Raw genomic sequence first — 16,865 nt, forward strand, 5'->3', positions numbered from 1 at the left:
CTGAGTTCGGCTCAGCCGCCCCCGCGGCTCAGCCGTTGATCTTCGCGAGGATGAGCTCTTTGGCCTTGCCCGCGTCGGCCTGTCCGCGGGTGGCCTTCATGATCGGACCCATGAGCGCGCCGATGGCCTGCATCTTCCCGCCCCGGATCTTCTCGACGACGTCGGGGTTGGCCGCGATCGCCTCGTCGACGGCGGCCTCGAGGGCCCCGGTGTCCTCGACGATCTCGAGTCCGCGGGCACTCATCACCTCGGCGGGTTCTCCCTCACCGTCGGCGACGCCCGCGAGGACCTCCTTGGCGAGGCGGTCGTTGAGCTTGCCGTCGGCGAGCAGCGCGACCAGCGCAGCGACCTGGGCGGGGGTGACGAGCTCGGTCGGGTGGATCTCGCGCTGGTTGGCCAGGCGAGCGACCTCCCCGGTCCACCATTTGCGGGCCGCGGGCGCCGGAGCGCCGGCAACGACGGTGTCCTCGATGGCCTCGAGGAGGCCGGCGTTGACGATGTCGCGCATCTCGAGGTCGCTGAAGCCCCATTCGCCGGTGAGCCGGCGGCGCTTCTGCGCGGGCAGCTCGGGCAGGGACTCCTTGATCTCGGCTACCCAGGTCCGCGAGGGGACGATGGGCACGAGGTCGGGTTCGGGGAAGTACCGGTAGTCGTCGGCGTCGGACTTCACGCGGCCCGAGGTCGTCTCCCCGGTGTCCTCGTGGAAGTGCCGGGTCTCCTGGACGACGCTCTCACCGGCTTCGAGGACGGTCGCCTGGCGGGCGATCTCGAAGCGCACGGCGCGTTCGATCGAGCGGAACGAGTTGACGTTCTTCGTCTCCGTGCGCGTGCCCAGCGGAGCGTCGGGGCTCTCCCGGAGGGAGACGTTGACGTCGGCGCGGACGTTGCCCTGCTCCATCTTCGCCTCGGAGACGCCGATGGCACGGAAGATGTCGCGCAGGGTGCGGACGTAGGCGGCGGCCACCTCCGCGGCGCGCTCCCCGGTGCCGGTGATCGGGTGGGTGACGATCTCGACGAGGGGGACGCCCGCACGGTTGTAGTCGACGAGGGAGTGGTCGGCGCCGTGGATGCGGCCGGTGGCACCGCCGACGTGGGTGTTCTTGCCCGCATCCTCCTCCATGTGCGCCCGCTCGATGGGGATCGTGAACGGGGTGCCGTCCTCGAGTTCGATCTCCACCGAACCCTCGGCGGCGATCGGCTCGTCGTACTGGCTGGTCTGGAAGTCCTTGGGCACGTCGGGGTAGAAGTAGTTCTTCCGCGCGAACCGGCAGGATTCGGCGATCTCGCAGCCGAGCGCGAGACCGATCCGGATCGCGTATTCGACGCCCTTGGCGTTGACGACGGGCAGGGAGCCGGGCAGTCCGAGCGAGGTCGGGGTGATGTTCGAGTTCGGGCCCCCGCCGAAGGTGTTGGGGGCGGCGTCGAACATCTTCGTCGCCGTGCCGAGCTCGACGTGGACCTCGATGCCGATGACCGGATCGTACTTCTTGATCGCGTCGTCGTATTTCACTTGGTCAGTCCTTCCGCGAGGGTGTCGAGCACGCGAGGTCCGGCGGCCTCGAGGGCGGCCTCCAACGGGCCGGCCACGGAGTACATCATGGCGTCCTGACGGGCCGGAGCGAGGATCTGGAAGCCCACGGGCAGGCCGTCGGCGAGGCCGGCGGGCAGGGAGAGTCCCGGGATGCCTGCGAGGTTCGCCGGCAGGGTGGCGACGTCGCCGAGGTAGAGCGCCATCGGATCGGACGCGGACTCCGCCCCGAACCTCAGGGCCGTCGTCGGGGCCGTCGGGGAGACGAGGACGTCGACGGCGTCGAAGGCCTTCGCGAAGTCCCGCTGCACGAGGGTGCGGATCTTCTGCGCCGACCCGTAGTACGCGTCGTAGTACCCGGCCGAGAGCGCGTAGGTGCCGAGGATGATGCGGCGTTTGACCTCGGCGCCGAAGCCGGCGGCCCGGGTCGCAGCCATGACGGTCTCGGCGGTCACCGGGCCCGTCTCGGGTTCGACGCGCAGACCGTAGCGCATGCCGTCGTAGCGGGCGAGGTTCGAGGACACCTCGGAGGGCATGATGAGGTAGTACGCGTCGAGGGCGTAGGAGATCGACGGGCAGTCGACCTCGACGATCTCGGCCCCAGCGGCAGCGGCGACGTCGAGGGCCGCGGTGAATGCCGCACTCACGCCGGCATCGTAGCCGTCACCGGTGAGCTGCTTGATGACGCCGAGGCGCTTGCCCTTGAGGGTGCCGTTCTCGGCGAGCGCGACGAAGTCGGAGACCGGGTCGGGCAGGGACGTCGAGTCGAGCGGGTCGTGACCGGCGAGCAGCTTGTGCAGCGCTGCGGCGTCGGCGACGCTGCGGCCCATCGGTCCGACCTGGTCGAGGCTCGAGGCCATCGCGATGATGCCGAAGCGCGAGATCGACCCGTAGGTGGGCTTGACGCCGACGGTGCCGGTGAAGGCGGCGGGCTGGCGGACGGAGCCGCCGGTGTCGGTGCCGACCGACAGGGGCGCCTGGAAGCCGGCGAGCGCGGCGGCGGCACCGCCGGAGGAACCGCCGGGCACATGCTCGAGGTTCCACGGGTTGCGGGTTGTCCCGAACGCCGAGTGCTCGGTCGTCGATCCCATCGCGAACTCGTCGAGGTTGGTCTTGCCGAGGACGGGCAGACCCGCGTCCTTGACCTTGTTGTGGACGGTCGACTCGTAGGGCGGGACCCAGTTCTCGAGGATCTTCGAGGCGGCGGTCGTGCGCACACCCTCGGTGACGACGAGGTCCTTGAGCGCGACCGGCACACCGGCGAGCGCGTGGAGCTCCTCGCCGCGGGCACGCTTCTCGTCGACGTCCTTGGCCGTGGCCAGCGCGAGCTCGTCGGTGACGGTGATGAACGAGCCGAAGTCGTCCTCGGTCGCTGCGATCCGGTCGAGGTGGGCCTGGGTGACCTCGACAGAGGAGAACTCGCCGGATGCCAGACCTGCGGCGAGTTCGAGGGCGCTCTTGGTAATGAGTTCGCTCATCTCATTCCTCCCCGAGGATCTGGGGGACGAGGAACTTGTCATCGGCGGAGGCCGGGGCGGCGGCGAGCGCCTGCTCGCTGCTCAGCGTCGGTCCCACCTCGTCGGAGCGCATGACGTTGGTCAGGGCGATCGGGTGACTCGTGGCCGGAACGTCCTCTCCTGCCGCCTCGTTGACCCGGGCGACGTTGCTCAGGATCGTCGTGAGGTCGCCGGAGAGTGCTGCCAGTTCGTCTTCGCTCATGGCGATCCGAGCCAGTGACGCCAAGTGCGCGACCTGCTCGGGGGTGATTGCGGAGGACTCCGTCATTCCCTGCCTTTCATCGTCGTGATCACTGCCGACAAGTCTAGTCTGTCCCCTGTCGTCGACGGCACAGGCCGATGGTGACCTCCCCCTCGCCGAGGCGGTCCGACCCCGGGTGGCCGCCCGACGCGGCCCGGACGCTCAGTCGGTGCCGCTCCCTCAGCCCGCGAAGGGCGGGGGTGTCGTCGTCACCGTCACCTCGGACAGCTCGGGCCCACGGTAGGGTTCGACGCGCACGAGGGTCGACAGTGCTGCGGGACCCTGGGCGAGCCGGGAGGTGCCGTGGTCGCGGGTGAGCACGTTCGGGTTGCCATGGACCTCGAGGGAGTCCTCGATGCCCGGGTCGGCGGCCTGATACCAGGCTCCCGCGGAGAGCTGGATGACCCCGGGGCTGATGTCCTCGCTCAGGCGCACGCCGGCCAGGCAGGCGCCGCGGTCGTTGACGACACGGACGATGTCGCCGTCGGCGATGCCGCGGGCGGCGGCGTCGGCGGGATTGAGTCGGCAGGGTTCGCGGCCGCCGATCTTCGCTGCCCTGCTGCCGGCGGCCATGTCGAGCTGGCTGTGCAGACGGTGGGCGGGCTGGTTGGACACGAGGTGGAGAGAGCCTGCCGGGGCGTCGGCGGCGCCGAGCCATTCGGTCGGTTCGAGCCAGGCGGGGTGCCCCGGACAGTCGTCGTAGCCGAAGCCGTCGATCGTCGCCGAGAAGAGTTCGATGAGCCCGGACGGGGTCTCGAGCGGGTGCGCGACGGGGTCGGCGCGGAAGGCCTCGAGGAGCACGGTGCTGCCCTGCGGGATGTCGACGCCGCCTTCCTCCCAGAAGTCGGCGAACTCGGGCAGGTCGATGCCGTGCTCGGCTGCCGCGGACCGCGTGGAGGTGTACAGGTGGGCGATCCACTCCATCTCGTCTTGGCCGGCGGTGAAGTCCTCGGCGACGCCGAGGCGGCCTGCGAGGGCACGGAAGATGTCCCAGTCGGCGCGGGCCTCGTGGCGCGGCGTGATCGCCCGGTGCATCGCAATGATCCGTCGGTCCCCGGAGGCCGCGCCGAGGTCGTTGCGCTCGAGCGTCGTCGTCGCGGGCAGGACGAGGTCGGCGTGCCGGGCCGTCGCCGTCCAGAACGGCTCGTGGACGATGACCGTCTCCGGCCTGGCCCAGCCGCGTCGGAGCCGGTTGAGGTCCTGATGGTGGTGGAACGGGTTGCCGCCCGCCCAGTAGACGAGGCGGGTGTCCGGGTAGCGGCGGACCTCGCCGTTGAACTGGTACTTCTCCCCCGGGGCCAGCAGCATGTCGGCGATCCGAGCTGCGGGGATCGGGGCGCTCACGGCGTTGACCCCCACCGGCAGGCGCGGGGCGGGGAACGGGTACTGCCAGTTGCCCATCGTCCCGGTCGCCCCGTACCCGAAGCCGAAGCCGCCGCCGGGCAATCCGATCTGCCCGAGCATCGCCGCGAGCGCCAGGGCCGCCCAGAACGGCTGCTCTCCGTGGTCGGCGCGCTGGAGCGACCAGGCCACGGAGATCATCGTCCGGTTCCCGGCCATGCTCCGGGCGAGCTCGCGGATCGTCTCCGCGGGGATGCGGGTGATCTCCGCCGCCCAGTCGGCGTCCTTGGCGGTCCCGTCCTCGCTTCCGTCGAGGTAGTCCCGGAACCGTTCCCAGCCCACGCAGCGGGTGGTGAGGAACCCCTCGTCGTGGAGGCCCTCGGTGAGCAGGGTGTGCCCGAGTCCGAGCATGAGCGCGGTGTCCGTGTTCGGTCGGATCGGCATCCACTGCGGGTCGATGACGTCGGGAGCGTCGTCCCTGATCGGGGAGACGGAGTCGAACGCGCAGCCGTTGTCCCGCGTCGCCCGCAGTCGGCCCGGAATCGTGTGGTCGGAGATCCCGCCGGATTCGAGCTGCGTGTTCTTCAGGGCGAGTCCGCCGAACATCACCCACAGCTGCGTGTGCTCGGAGACGACGTCCCAGCTGCTCAGGCGGCCGTTGGCGAACTGGGCGGGCCCGAGCACATGGGGCAGGATCATCGCCGCGGCCCCGAAGCTGTAGTTGCCCACCTGCGAGGTGTGGCCGCCGAACGAGTTGAGGAAACGGTGGAGCTGGGTCCGTGCGTGGTGGAAGCGACCGGCGCTCGACCAGCCGTACGAGCCGCCGAAGATCGCGGCGTTCCCGTACTCGGTCCTCACCCGATCGAGTTCGGAGGCCGCGAGGTCGAGGGCTTCGTCCCAGTCGATCTCGACGAAGGGATCGGCTCCGCGGCGCTCACCGTGCCGGTGCCGATCCTCGCCGAGGCGGTCGCTCGGTCCCGCGGACCGCCGTTCTGCCCGCACGGCCTCGAGCCACGACCTCCTCGCCGCGGGACGGCGGACGCGCAGCCCAGAGTCGACGGACTCGCCGAGGTCGGCGATCATCGGGCTCGGGTGCGGGTCGCGCGGTTCGGGAACGAGGTCGACAAGGGTGTCGTCGGCGACGACGGCGGTGAAGGCTCCCCAGTGAGAACTGTGCGCGACCGAGCTCATGGTCCCCTTCGTATCACACGGTCATGCGCTCGGGCCAGGTCCTCTCACCGCGGATGTAGGAGGACATGTCCCCGAGCACGCGGTCGGCGTCGGCCTGGGTGATCTCGCCGGCATCGACCCCGGTCTGGAGGTCCGCGGCGAGGTCGGTGATCCGCGCTTCGGGCGATTCCGCTCCGGAGCCCGCTGCCGTGCGGAACGTGACGTCGCTGCGGACCGGTGCCGTTGAAACGAGACTGCGCGGACTGAGCGGGACGACGTCGGAGCCGTCGACACCGACGGGCGGGCTCGTCCCCTCCGGGGTGCCGCCGGACCACGGTTCGCCCGCCTCGGCGGCGGTCTTCTGTGCGGCCCCGGCGGTGAGCTGCTTCCCGTGATGATCGGGGCTGAGCACGAGGTCGGCGAGACCGGCTCCGATCGGTGCGGCGGTGAGGACGGCGGCGAGGACGACCGCGGTACCGGCGATCACACGGGGAATGGCCTTCATGACCGTCACTCTTCCAGACGAAGCTGTCCGACGACTTGGCCCCGCCTGTGACGTTCCTCCGTCACAGCCTCCGCCGCCAGTCGGGATCGAGCCTCGCTGTCGGTCAGAATCCCCTCACTCGAGGTTCCCGGTCGTGAGCAGGGTGCGGAACCCGTCCTCGTCGAGGACGGGCACCCCGAGGGACTCGGCCTTCTCGAGCTTCGATCCGGCGTTCTCGCCGGCGACGACGTAGTCGGTCTTCTTCGACACCGAGCTCGCGGCCTTCCCGCCCGCGGCGACGATCGCCTCTTTGATGCCGTCGCGGGTGAAGGTGGAGAGGGATCCGGTGGCGACGATCGTCAGACCGGCGAGGGTCTGCGGGGCTTCCTCCCCCGGGGCGTCCTCCATGCGTACCCCGGCAGCCCGCCACCGGTCGACGATCTCCCGGTGCCAGTCGACGGCGAACCAGTCGCGGATCGAAGTCGCGATCGTCTCCCCGATGCCGTCGACTGCGGAGAGCTCCTCGAGACTCGCCTTCTCGATCGCGTCGAGCGAGTGGAAGTGGGCGGCGAGCGTCCGGGCGGCTGTGGGTCCGACGTGGCGGATGGAGAGTGCGACGAGGACCCGCCACAGGTCCTGGTCCTTGGCCTTGTCGAGTTCGTCGAAGAGCTTCTGCGTGTTCTGGGTGGGAGCGCTCGGTTTCTTCGCAGTCCCCCGGGTGAAGAAGTAGGGGACGAGTTCGCGCTCGCCCGTCTCGACGCCCTTGACCCGCTTGTTCCGCCAGATCTTCACCTCCGCAAGGTCCTCGGGGGTGAGATCGAAGAGGAACGCCTCCGAGGTCAGCGGCGGGGTCTCCGGTTCGGCGGGGGCGGTGAGCGCGAGCGCCGCCTCCTCGCCGAGGGCTTCGATGTCGAAGGCCGCCCGGGAGGCGAGGTAGAACACGCGGTTGGCCAGCTGCGCCGGGCACGAGCGGGCGTTGGGGCAGCGGAGGTCCTTGTCGCCCTCCTTCTGCTCCCCGAGCAGCGTGCCGCACGACGGGCAGTGGGTGGGCATGACGAATTCGCGTTCCGAGCCGTCGCGGGCGGCGACGACGGGGCCGAGCACCTCGGGGATGACGTCGCCGGCCTTGCGCAGGGTGACGGTGTCACCGATGAGCACGCCCTTGCGCTTGACCTCGTAGCCGTTGTGCAGGGTCGCGCGTTCGACGGTGGAACCGGCGACGGTGACGGGCTCCATCACGGCGAACGGCGTCACCCGGCCGGTGCGTCCGACCTGGACCTGGATGTCGAGGAGCTTCGTCGTCACCTCTTCGGGCGGGTACTTGAACGCCGTCGCCCACCGGGGCGCGCGCGAGGTGTAGCCGAGCGCCTCCTGGACGGCGAAGTCGTCGATCTTGACGACGATGCCGTCGATCTCGTGGGTGACGTCGTGGCGGTGCTCGCCGTAGTAGGAGATGAACTCCTCGATCTCCTTCAGCGTCCCGAGGACCTTGTAGTACTCGCTGATCGGCAGACCCCACTGCCGGAACTGCTCGTAGACCTCGGACTGGCGGGCGGGTTCGGGGTGGGAGTCGTCGGCCGGGGTCCACGCGGCGATGCCGTGGACGAGCATGTGCAGGGGCCTCGTCGCGGTGACCGCAGGGTCTTTCTGCCGCAGGGAGCCGGCGGCGGAGTTGCGCGGATTGGCGAACGGGGGCTTGCCCTCGGCGACGAGCTGGGCGTTGAGTTCGGCGAACTTCTCGACGGGGAAGAAGACCTCGCCGCGGATCTCGACCTCGGCGGGTGGGAACTCCGTGTCGAGGCGTTGGGGGATGTCGGCGATCGTGCGGACGTTGGCGGTGATGTCCTCGCCGATGCGGCCGTCGCCGCGGGTCGCGGCGCGCACGAGTTCGCCGTTGCGGTAGAGGAGGTTGACGGCGAGCCCGTCGATCTTGAGCTCGCAGAGGAACTTCGACTTCACGGACACGGCGTCGCGGACCCGGTCGTACCAGGCGCGCAGCTCCTCGAAGTCGAAGACGTTGTCGAGGCTGTACATCCGCCCGATGTGCTCGACGGGAGCGAACGTCGAGGTGTCGACGCTGCCGCCGACGGTCTGCGTCGGTGAGGAGTCGGTGACGAGCTCGGGGTACTTCTCCTCGAGCGCCTCGAGCCGCCGGGAGAGCTCATCGTATTCGGCGTCGGAGACGAGCGGCGAGTCGTCCTTGTAGTAGGCGGCGCGGTGCTCTTCGATCTGCTCGGCGAGCTCCGCGTGCGCTTTGGCCCTCGCCGCGGCGTCCTGCAGGTCCGTTGAGTCCATCCGTTCCTCTCCTGTCTCCGGAGACCGGTGCTCCGGGGTTCCTGACCCAGTCTCGCTCACTCCGCGTCCTCGAGGGCTCGGCGCAGTCCGGCGGCGATGCGCATCGCGCCCTCGTCGACCGCCGCAGGCACGACTGCGGGGTCGAGCAGGGGCGGGTGCCCCAAGGGCAGCTCATCCCCGGCGAGGACACCGAAGCCTGAGAGGCTTCGCGCACTCATGCCGACCCGCATCCACGGCTGGCTGATCCGTTCGTACCAGGCCCGCACCTCCTCGGGCCTGGCCCCGGCCGTCGCGGGCAGGCGCAGCCAGGTGCCCACCCCCGCCTCGGCGAGGACGGCCAGCTGCTCCCATCCCTCTGCCCCGAGCGTACCCAGAGGCACGGACACGGCGGTCGCGCCGATGCCGGCGACCACCTCGGCGGCGGGGATGGCCTTCCCCCGCAGATGCAGCGGGGCGAGATCGGGGAGGCTGAGGAGGACCGGGGGCAGGTGGGCGAGCGTCGAGCGCAGGGCCGCGTAGACCTGGGTCTCGCTGATCGCGGGCAGGCTCGCGAAGCCCGAGACCGTCGGCCACGAGCCGGTGAGCACGGGGTCGAGCCGGGTCTCGGCGAAGCGGATGACGACGTCGGGTCCGAGACGGCGGATGCGTTCGGCGAGGTCGGAGATGCCGAAGGCGTAGGCCTGGACGACATCGCGACGGGCGCCGGAGTCGCCGAGGACGCGTGCGCCCGAGGGCAGACTGAGCGCGGTGACGAGCGTCCACGGTCCCGGCAGGGAGATCTGGACGGAGCCTTCGAAGCCCTGTCCGTACTCGGCGACGGCGTCGAGGGACTCGCCGAGGCCGGAGGCCTCGAGGCGCTCATCGCGGCCCGCGGCCGAGGTCAGGCGCCACCCGTACGAGGTGCGGTCGACGTGGAGGTCACGGAGCAGCCCGACCGCGCGGCCGACGGCGTCGGCGCCCCACCGGTCCCCCGCACGGTGGGCGATGAGGGGGACGGGAGGCAGTCCCGCGGCGAGGAGGTCGAACCCCGCCGAGGCGGCCCGCCAGGCCTCCTCCCCCGGTCGCTGCACCACGTCTCCGGGCACCCAGATCCCCGTCGTCGTCGCCGACGGCGGCAGCGCACGGTCGTCAGCGGTGCCGGCGGGTGCGGGGGATTCCGAAGACGTCGACATAGAATCCGAACTCGCTTTCCAGGGAATCGATGATGGTCTCGGTGCGGACGAAGCCGTGGGATTCGCCCTTGTACAGACGGTAAATGTACTCCACTCCGGAGAGCCGGAGCATGTCGACGAACTGCTGCGCCTGGTTGGGTGGGACGATCGGGTCCCGATCGCCCTGCATGACGGCCACGGGCACGGAGATCTCGGTGGTCCGGTGGATGGGAGAGCGGGCGACGAGTTCCTCCGCCGCATCCGGCCACGGACCGACGAGGCCGTCGACGTAGTGCTTCTCGAAATCGTGGGTGTCGACGAGGAAGCGCATGAGGTCGGTGACCCCGAAGTACGAGGTCCCGCACGCGAAGACGTCGGAGGAGGCGAGCGCCGAGAGCGCCGTCCACCCGCCTGCCGAGCCGCCGGAGATCGCGATCCGCTTCGGGTCGGCGAGGCCCTCGGCGACGAGTGCGCGCACCGCGGTGACGATGTCGTCGACGTCGACGATCCCCCACCGACCGCGCAGGCGCTCCCGCCACGCCCGGCCGAACCCGGTCGACCCGCCGTAGTTGACCTCCATGACCCCGATGCCCCGGGAGGCGAAGTAGCTCATCCGCGCCGACATGTCCGCCGTGGCCTGACCGGTCGGTCCGCCGTGGGCGACGACGACGTAGGGTGGGCGCTCGCGGTCGAGGGCGACGAAGCGCGGATTGTGGGGCGGATGGATGACGACGGGCACTCCGCCGAGCCTGCGCGTGTGCGGGCGCGAGTAGTACTCGTCGTGGGTGTCGAGGCGTTCGACGGCGATCTCGCGGATCGCGCCGCTCACCCGGTCGACGGCGATCAGGGCCCCCGATGACTCGGGCGATTTGAGGGTGAGGAGGACGTGGGTGCGGCCGATGTCGTGGAGTTCGATGCTCCCGGCCGCGGCGATCGCCGTCAGCGGCGCCCCGGCATCGGCCGGCGCTTCCCCCTCCCCCGCCGCCTCAGCGGCAGACGGCCGCACCCGCACGAGCGCGGCCCGATCCGACTGCGAGTGCGCCCAGATCTCGTCGCCGTCGCCGAGGTGCCATTGCGCGCCGAGCTGCCACAGTGGTCCGCCGATCTCGGCTCCCGTGTCGAGGACGGGGACGAGGTCGGATGCGGCGAATTCCCTTCCCCGCCGGTGGCCGTCGGCGGGGGCGAGCGCCTCGGCGAGGTCGAGGGAGTACAGGGACCAGTGCCCGGCGTGGTCGGAGCTCAGCCGCAGGGTCGTCGCCGAGGTGAACTCCGGCTGGAGGAGGGAGGCATCGGTGCCGTGGAGGACGGCGCACACGTGTCCCGGGTTCGGCCCGTGGAGATCGATGACCCACAGACTCGTGGCGTCCCACGGCATGTTCGGGTGCTCCCAGCCGATGAAGCTGAGCAGGCGTCCGTCGGGTGAGAGCCTCGGCCACGCCATGAAATGGGCCTGCCGGGAGAGCACACGCGTCGTCCCGTGCCGGGTGATGAGGACGATCGCGCGCTCGCGGGCCGTCGACCGGCAGTCCTCGCGCACGCACAGCAGTCCCCACGGTGTCATGTGGAGGTCCCCGTAGCGGACCAGGCCCGAGGTGTCCCGGGTGAGCGGGTGCGGGGCACGGCCGGGAACGATCTGCCAGACCCGCTGGTCAGCGGCATTGACGAAGCAGATGACCTCGCTGTCGGGGTCGAGGGCCCACGCCCCTCCCCCGTACTCGTGGACGGCGGAGCGGATGTTGAAGGGATCCGGGAGGATCCGTTCGCCGGGCCCGGGATGGGACAGTGAGGTGCGCACGAGACCGGTGCGGGAGTTCTCCTCGGGGATCTTCGTCGAGTAGTAGACGTGATCGCCGCGGAACTTCGCCTCGAAGATCGGTGCGGCCCCGGCGGCGACCTCGGCCGCGCTCAGCGGCGACGACCACGTGCCGTACGGCGCGGTGACGACGTCCTGAGGCGATTCCTTCATGCCCCCAGGCTACCGCCCGGCCCGGACACGTGACCCCTCATTCACACGCCGAGGCGGTCGGGAGCCGTGACGTCGATCGTCGCCTGGCCGAGCACTCGGGTTCCCCGGTAGATCACCATCGTCTGGCCCGGTGCGACTCCCGAGAGCTCCTCGCCGACATCGACGTGGAGGAGCTGACCAGCGGGCCGGGCAGCGGGCACGTCGGCTTCGTGGGCGGGCACCTCGGCGATGACCTCGCCCAGCCACGCCCGGGCGGGTACGGGATCGGCGTGGGCGCGGATCTGGACCTCGCAGTCGATCGCCGACTCCGGCGTCGACCCGATGTCGGCGGGTGCCGGTCCGCACCACGAGGTGCGGATCCCGGTGAGGTGGCCCACGGCGAGGTCCTCACGGGAGCCGACGGTCACGGTGTTCGTCGCCGGGTCGAGGCCGGTGACGAAGCGCGGCCGACCGTCGGCGGCGGGCTTGCCGATGCCGAGTCCCTTGCGCTGGCCGATCGTGTACGTCATCGCCCCGTCGTGCTCACCGAGCACCTCGCCGCCGGCGTCCTTGATCAGGCCCGGGCGCATGGGGATCTTGTCGGACAGCCAGGCCTTCGTGTCCCCGTCGGGGATGAAGCAGATGTCGTAGGAGTCGGGTTTGTTCGCCACGGGGAAGCCGCGCTCGGCCGCCTCGGCGCGGACATCGGCCTTCGACGCACTCGCCCCGATCGGGAAGTAGCAGTGCTCGAGCTGGTCGCCGGTGAGGACGCCGAGGACGTACGACTGGTCTTTGAGCAGATCCTCGCCCCGGTGGAGTTCGGGACGGCCCTCGGCGTCGCGGACCACCTCGGCGTAGTGGCCGGTCGCGATCCGGTCGAAGCCGAGCGCGAGGGCCCGGTCGAGGAGGGCGGCGAATTTGATCCGCTCGTTGCAGCGCATGCACGGGTTCGGGGTGCGGCCGGCGGCGTACTCGGCGATGAAGTCATCGACGATGTCCTCCTTGAACCGCTCGGAGAAGTCCCACACGTAGAAGGGGATGCCGAGCATGCCCGCCACCCGGTGGGCGTCGCGGGAGTCCTCGATCGTGCAGCAGCCCCTCGACCCGGTGCGCAGGGTGCCGGGCATCCGGGACAGCGCGAGGTGGACGCCGACGACCTCGTGGCCGGCATCGACGGCGCGGGCGGCGGCGACGGCGGAGTCGACTCCGCCGGACATGGCGACGAGCACCCTCATGCGCTCTCCTGCTTCCATCGTGGGGTGGCCGAGACCATTCCGGCCCGGCGAGCCTGCTCGACGACCTCGGGGAGAACGGCGAGCACGGCGTCGACGTCGTCCTCCGTCGATGCGTGGCCGAGGCTGAAGCGCTGCGCCGAACGGGCGACATCTTCGTCCATCCCGCACGCCATGAGCACGTGGGAGGGACGGGAGACGCCCGCCGAGCAGGCCGAGCCCGTCGACGTCGCGATCCCGCGCGCGTCGAGGCCGAAGAGCAGCGAGTCGCCCTCGCAGCCGGCGAACGTGAAGTGGGCGTTGGCGGGCAGCCGCCCATCCCCGCGGGGACCGGAGAGGCGGGCGCCGTCGATCGTCTCCTCGACGCCTGAGATGAGGCGGTCGCGCAGCCGGGCGAACCCGGCAGCCCGGGCCCCGAGGTCGGCCGTGGCGAGGTCGACCGCGGCGGCGAAGGCGATCGCGCCGGCGACGTCGAGCGTGCCCGAGCGCACTCCCCGCTCCTGACCGCCGCCGTGGAGGACGGGGGTCGGAGCGGCAGTGCGGTCGAGGAGGAGCGCGCCGATGCCCACGGGGCCGCCGATCTTGTGCGCGGTGATCGTCATCGCGCTCGCCCCGAGGCCTGCGAAGTCGAGCGGGATCTGCCCGAGCGCCTGGACGGCGTCGATGTGGAAGGGGATGCCGAGTTCGCGGGCGATTGCTCCGATCTCGGCGATCGGCTGGATCGTGCCGATCTCGTTGTTCGCGGCCATGACCGTGACCAGTGCCGTGCGCTCGGGGTCGCGGCGCAGCTCCGCCTCGGCGGCGGCGAGGTCGAGTCGGCCCTCGGCGTCGACGGGAAGGACGACGACCTCGGCGCCGAGGGACTCCAGCCACTCGACCGAGTCGAGGATCGCATGGTGCTCGATCGCCGAGGTGAGCACGCGCGGGCGCGCGGGCGAGGCGAACGAGCCGTCGTTGCGGGAGAGGTAGAGGCCCTTGACGGCGAGATTGTCGGCCTCCGTGCCGCCGGAGGTGAAGACGACCTCGGAGGAGCTCGTGGCCCCGAGTGCCCGGGCGATGTCGTCGCGGGCGGTCTCGAGCCGCATCCGCGCTGCCTGGCCGACGGCGTGCAGCGCCGAGGGGTTGGCCCGGCGGCTCAGCTCGGTCGCGTAGACGTCGAGCACAGCCTGAGGCATCGGCGAAGTCGCTGCATGGTCAAGGTAGATCGGCACGCGCACCATTTTAGGTCCACGCCCGCTCCCCGGGCCAGGATCCGTGCCCGATCTCACCCGTGAGCGCGGGCTGAGAGGGTGGGTGCCTGCCGGGTGCGGTGACTAGACTTGATCGAGTGTTCACCGTTCTCACCCTCGTGCTCTACGCCGTCGCGGCCGTGCTCACCGTGTGGTCGATCGTCGAGACGATCCGCAACCGCCCGGCTGGGAAGCTCCTGCTCGGGGTTGCGGCCCTCCTCCTGCTCCTCCTCATCGTCGAACTCGTCGTCTCCATCGTCACCTTCGGCGGCACGCACGACGTCGATCCGCTCCTCTACTTCGGCTACGTCATCACGGCGATCCTCGTCATGGCCCTCGCCGGGTTCTGGGCGTTCGCCGAACTCTCCCGGTGGGGTCCCGGCGTGCTCGCCGCGGCAGGACTGACGGTGATCGTCATGATCGAGAGAATGGACCAGATTTGGCTGTGAACAGAGGCACCATCCGCCGCCCCTCCCCGCGCTCCCCGTACTCGGCGATGCACTCGGGCCCAGGGCGCGCGCTCACCGCGGTGTACGGGATCTTCGCGCTCTCGGCGACCGCGCGGGCCGGTTACCAGGTCATCCGCGAGTTCGACGTCGCCCCGGTCGCGTATTCGCTCTCGGTCTTCGCAGCGCTGGTCTACATCGTCGCGACCGTCTGCTTCGTCATCGGCAGCCGTGTCACCCACCGCATCGCGATCGCCGCATGCCTCATCGAGTTCGCCGGCGTCATCGTCGTCGGCATCCTCAGCTTCACCCACCCCGAGGACTTCGCCAAGCCCTCGGTGTGGTCGAGCTTCGGCATCGGCTACGGCTTCATCCCCCTCGTCCTCCCCGTGATCGGCCTGTGGTGGCTCATCCGGGTGGGCAGACGCGTGCGCGGCGCAGAGACCCCCGCCGTCCGCTGAGCGCGAGGGCTGCGGAGCCCCCGCTGCCTCGCTCGATGCTGCCTCACTCGATCCGCGAGGAGAGGATGTCCCAGTCGGAGGCGACGGCGGTGAGCTCCTCACCGTTCTGCATGATGACGTAGGGCTGTGCGGTGTCGACCTTGACGGTGTTGCCGTCCTTGTCGTTCGTCTTCACCGCTTCGATCGTGTCACCGAGGTCGAGCGAGTAGTCCTCGGGAACCTTGATCGTCAGCGTGCAGCGGACCTCGCCCATGCCGAGCGCCCCCTGTTCCGTCGTCAGCGTCATCGAAGCGAAGTCGAACTCGGTGTAGGGCTTGCACTCGGCATTCACCTCGTCGAAGCCGGAGTCCTTGTCGCGCAACCCGCCGAGGTAGTCCCGGAAGGACTTGAAGCCGCCCTGGTCGAGCCCCTTGACCTTGTCCGCCTTGCCGTCGGCGAGGTAGGACGCGACCTCATCGGCGGAGGTGGTCATCGACTCCGAGAACGCCTTCGGGGCGACCTCGACAGCGCCGTTCGCGTCGGCGAGGAGGGTCGGCGCCTGATCGGCGGGGATGAAGACGGCGGAGCGGACGATCGGCTGTGTCGACGCGGATTCGCGGGTGGCGAGCTGGACCTGGGTGAGCTTCTCGTCCCCATCGGTGGTGCCGAGGGCATAGAACCACATCGGGTACTGCTCGAAGCTCGGTCCCCCGGCAACGACCTCGGTGAAGTTCGGCGCCCGCAGCTTCTGCTTCGTCTTCTCCGCGATCTGGATCTGCGCGCGGGTGCGGTCGATGAGCGGGGCACCCTGGATCGACTCGAGGCCCTCCCCCTTGTCGGCGAGGATCTTGTCGAGGGACTCCGTGTAGGCGGTCATGAAGTCCCCGGCCTCGCCCGGGCGGACCGCGGTGCGCTCGTAGGGGGTGACGTTCGGGGTGTGCGGCTGGGCGACGGGGAGCGCCGCGCATCCGCTCAGGGCCAGTCCCGTGGTCAGGGTCAGGGCCGTGGCGGCGCGGGTGCGTGCACCACGCCGGGAGCGTCGCCGAGGCGGTTCTCCCTCGGTCGGGGGTGCGGCGTCGGTCGCCGGCTGCGTCTCCGGTTCGGCGTCCGCTTTCGATTCCGGCTTCGAGCGGCCCTTGACCGCGGCCTTCGCCCTGTCCGTCATCGTCGTCTTCGTCCTGCCCCGGGTCCCGTCGCCCGCCTCGTCGCTGGGCGTGCCGGGGCCCTTCTTCTTCCGCGGCCGGATGCGCGCGTTCCACCAGCGGAGGAAGAAGTACGCGGAGAAGCCGGCGAAGATGATCGCGACGGCGAGTCCGATGAGGCTGAGGGCGAGTACGCCTTCGACGCGCATCTTCAGCTGCACGGTCGTGCCGTCGAGGTTCTCCCCCTCGGCTGCCGGGGCGATGACGAGCATCTGCGGATCGGCGTCGAGGTCGAAGGTCTTCGCCACCGACTGGCCGGTCTCCCGGCTCGTCCACCAGTCGCGTCCGGCGATGTCGGCTGCCGGGGCGGGATCGCCGGGCAGCGACCGGTGGGTCGCCTGGTCCGGGAAGTCGACGTCGCTGATCTGGACCTGCGAGACCCCGTCGAGGAAGCTGTCGGTGTCGACGCCGTTGGCGGTGCCGAGGAACAGTTCCTTGCCCTGCGAGTTGCGGGCCTCGATGGTGACGTCGGTGCCCGAGTACGGCACGACCGCCTGGTCGAGGACGACGGCGTACGACCCGTCGGAGACCTCGAAGGCCTCGGTCTCCGTGACCTCGTCGGTGCCGACGACGGACAGCGCGGAGCCGACCAGCACTGCGAGGATCGCCGCGGCGATCGCGAACAGGATGGCTGTGGTGAGACG

At 70.5% G+C, this 16,865-nt stretch carries 13 protein-coding genes; 2 read left to right on the forward strand and 11 right to left on the reverse strand.

Features of this window, described 5'->3' with window-relative positions:
• Positions 1 to 28 precede the first annotated feature (28 nt).
• The 10 genes from gatB to ACQ1RG_RS16310 form a co-directional block, all read right to left on the reverse strand.
• Complete coding sequence (gene gatB, locus ACQ1RG_RS16265) at positions 29 to 1,510, reverse strand: Asp-tRNA(Asn)/Glu-tRNA(Gln) amidotransferase subunit GatB (protein ID WP_095375971.1); 1,482 nt, start codon at positions 1,508 to 1,510, stop codon at positions 29 to 31.
• The gene (gatA, locus tag ACQ1RG_RS16270) at positions 1,507 to 3,006 is read right to left on the reverse strand and encodes an Asp-tRNA(Asn)/Glu-tRNA(Gln) amidotransferase subunit GatA (RefSeq protein ID WP_009379362.1); all 1,500 of its coding nucleotides are present in this window, start codon (positions 3,004 to 3,006) and stop codon (positions 1,507 to 1,509) included. Before gatA ends, gatB begins: the two co-directional genes overlap by 4 nt.
• A 1-nt stretch (position 3,007) precedes the next feature.
• Positions 3,008 to 3,247, reverse strand: a complete 240-nt coding sequence (gene gatC / locus ACQ1RG_RS16275) for an Asp-tRNA(Asn)/Glu-tRNA(Gln) amidotransferase subunit GatC (RefSeq protein WP_430600286.1) — start codon at positions 3,245 to 3,247, stop codon at positions 3,008 to 3,010.
• Between the two features lie 219 nt (positions 3,248 to 3,466).
• Positions 3,467 to 5,818, reverse strand: coding sequence for a molybdopterin-dependent oxidoreductase (locus tag ACQ1RG_RS16280; protein WP_119296423.1), 2,352 nt, complete (start codon positions 5,816 to 5,818; stop codon positions 3,467 to 3,469).
• Positions 5,819 to 5,831: 13 nt separating this feature from the next.
• Positions 5,832 to 6,302 (reverse strand): hypothetical protein, encoded by a 471-nt coding sequence (locus ACQ1RG_RS16285; RefSeq protein WP_119296422.1) that lies wholly within the window; start codon positions 6,300 to 6,302, stop codon positions 5,832 to 5,834.
• A 114-nt stretch (positions 6,303 to 6,416) separates the two neighbouring features.
• Positions 6,417 to 8,576 (reverse strand): NAD-dependent DNA ligase LigA, encoded by a 2,160-nt coding sequence (ligA, locus tag ACQ1RG_RS16290; protein WP_009379368.1) that lies wholly within the window; start codon positions 8,574 to 8,576, stop codon positions 6,417 to 6,419.
• 56 nt (positions 8,577 to 8,632) lie between these two features.
• Entirely contained in the window at positions 8,633 to 9,748 is a 1,116-nt protein-coding gene (locus ACQ1RG_RS16295) for a hypothetical protein (RefSeq protein WP_119296420.1), read from the reverse strand.
• Positions 9,705 to 11,693 carry a S9 family peptidase gene (locus tag ACQ1RG_RS16300; protein ID WP_119296419.1) on the reverse strand — a complete coding sequence of 663 codons (1,989 nt, stop codon included), beginning with the start codon at positions 11,691 to 11,693 and terminating at the stop codon, positions 9,705 to 9,707. Before ACQ1RG_RS16300 ends, ACQ1RG_RS16295 begins: the two co-directional genes overlap by 44 nt.
• A 41-nt stretch (positions 11,694 to 11,734) precedes the next feature.
• Positions 11,735 to 12,907: a tRNA 2-thiouridine(34) synthase MnmA gene (mnmA, locus tag ACQ1RG_RS16305; protein WP_366232284.1), complete on the reverse strand. Its 1,173-nt coding sequence runs from the start codon at positions 12,905 to 12,907 to the stop codon at positions 11,735 to 11,737.
• Entirely contained in the window at positions 12,904 to 14,115 is a 1,212-nt protein-coding gene (locus ACQ1RG_RS16310; RefSeq protein ID WP_231882170.1) for a cysteine desulfurase family protein, read from the reverse strand. The genes mnmA and ACQ1RG_RS16310 overlap by 4 nt, the downstream gene beginning before the upstream one ends.
• A 116-nt stretch (positions 14,116 to 14,231) precedes the next feature.
• Between ACQ1RG_RS16310 and ACQ1RG_RS16315 the strand changes: the two genes are divergently transcribed.
• Both ACQ1RG_RS16315 and ACQ1RG_RS16320 read left to right on the forward strand, forming a co-directional pair.
• Positions 14,232 to 14,582, forward strand: coding sequence for a hypothetical protein (locus tag ACQ1RG_RS16315; RefSeq protein ID WP_009379374.1), 351 nt, complete (start codon positions 14,232 to 14,234; stop codon positions 14,580 to 14,582).
• The gene (locus ACQ1RG_RS16320) at positions 14,579 to 15,040 is read left to right on the forward strand and encodes a hypothetical protein (RefSeq protein ID WP_259820724.1); all 462 of its coding nucleotides are present in this window, start codon (positions 14,579 to 14,581) and stop codon (positions 15,038 to 15,040) included. Before ACQ1RG_RS16315 ends, ACQ1RG_RS16320 begins: the two co-directional genes overlap by 4 nt.
• Positions 15,041 to 15,083: 43 nt before the next feature.
• Here ACQ1RG_RS16320 and ACQ1RG_RS16325 read toward each other — a convergent pair whose 3' ends face one another.
• The gene (locus ACQ1RG_RS16325; RefSeq protein WP_063249109.1) at positions 15,084 to 16,817 is read right to left on the reverse strand and encodes a hypothetical protein; all 1,734 of its coding nucleotides are present in this window, start codon (positions 16,815 to 16,817) and stop codon (positions 15,084 to 15,086) included.
• Positions 16,818 to 16,865: the final 48 nt, after the last annotated feature.

Origin of the sequence: Brevibacterium sp. K72, from assembly GCF_050562175.1 — a bacterium.
Classification (GTDB): domain Bacteria; phylum Actinomycetota; class Actinomycetes; order Actinomycetales; family Brevibacteriaceae; genus Brevibacterium; species Brevibacterium casei.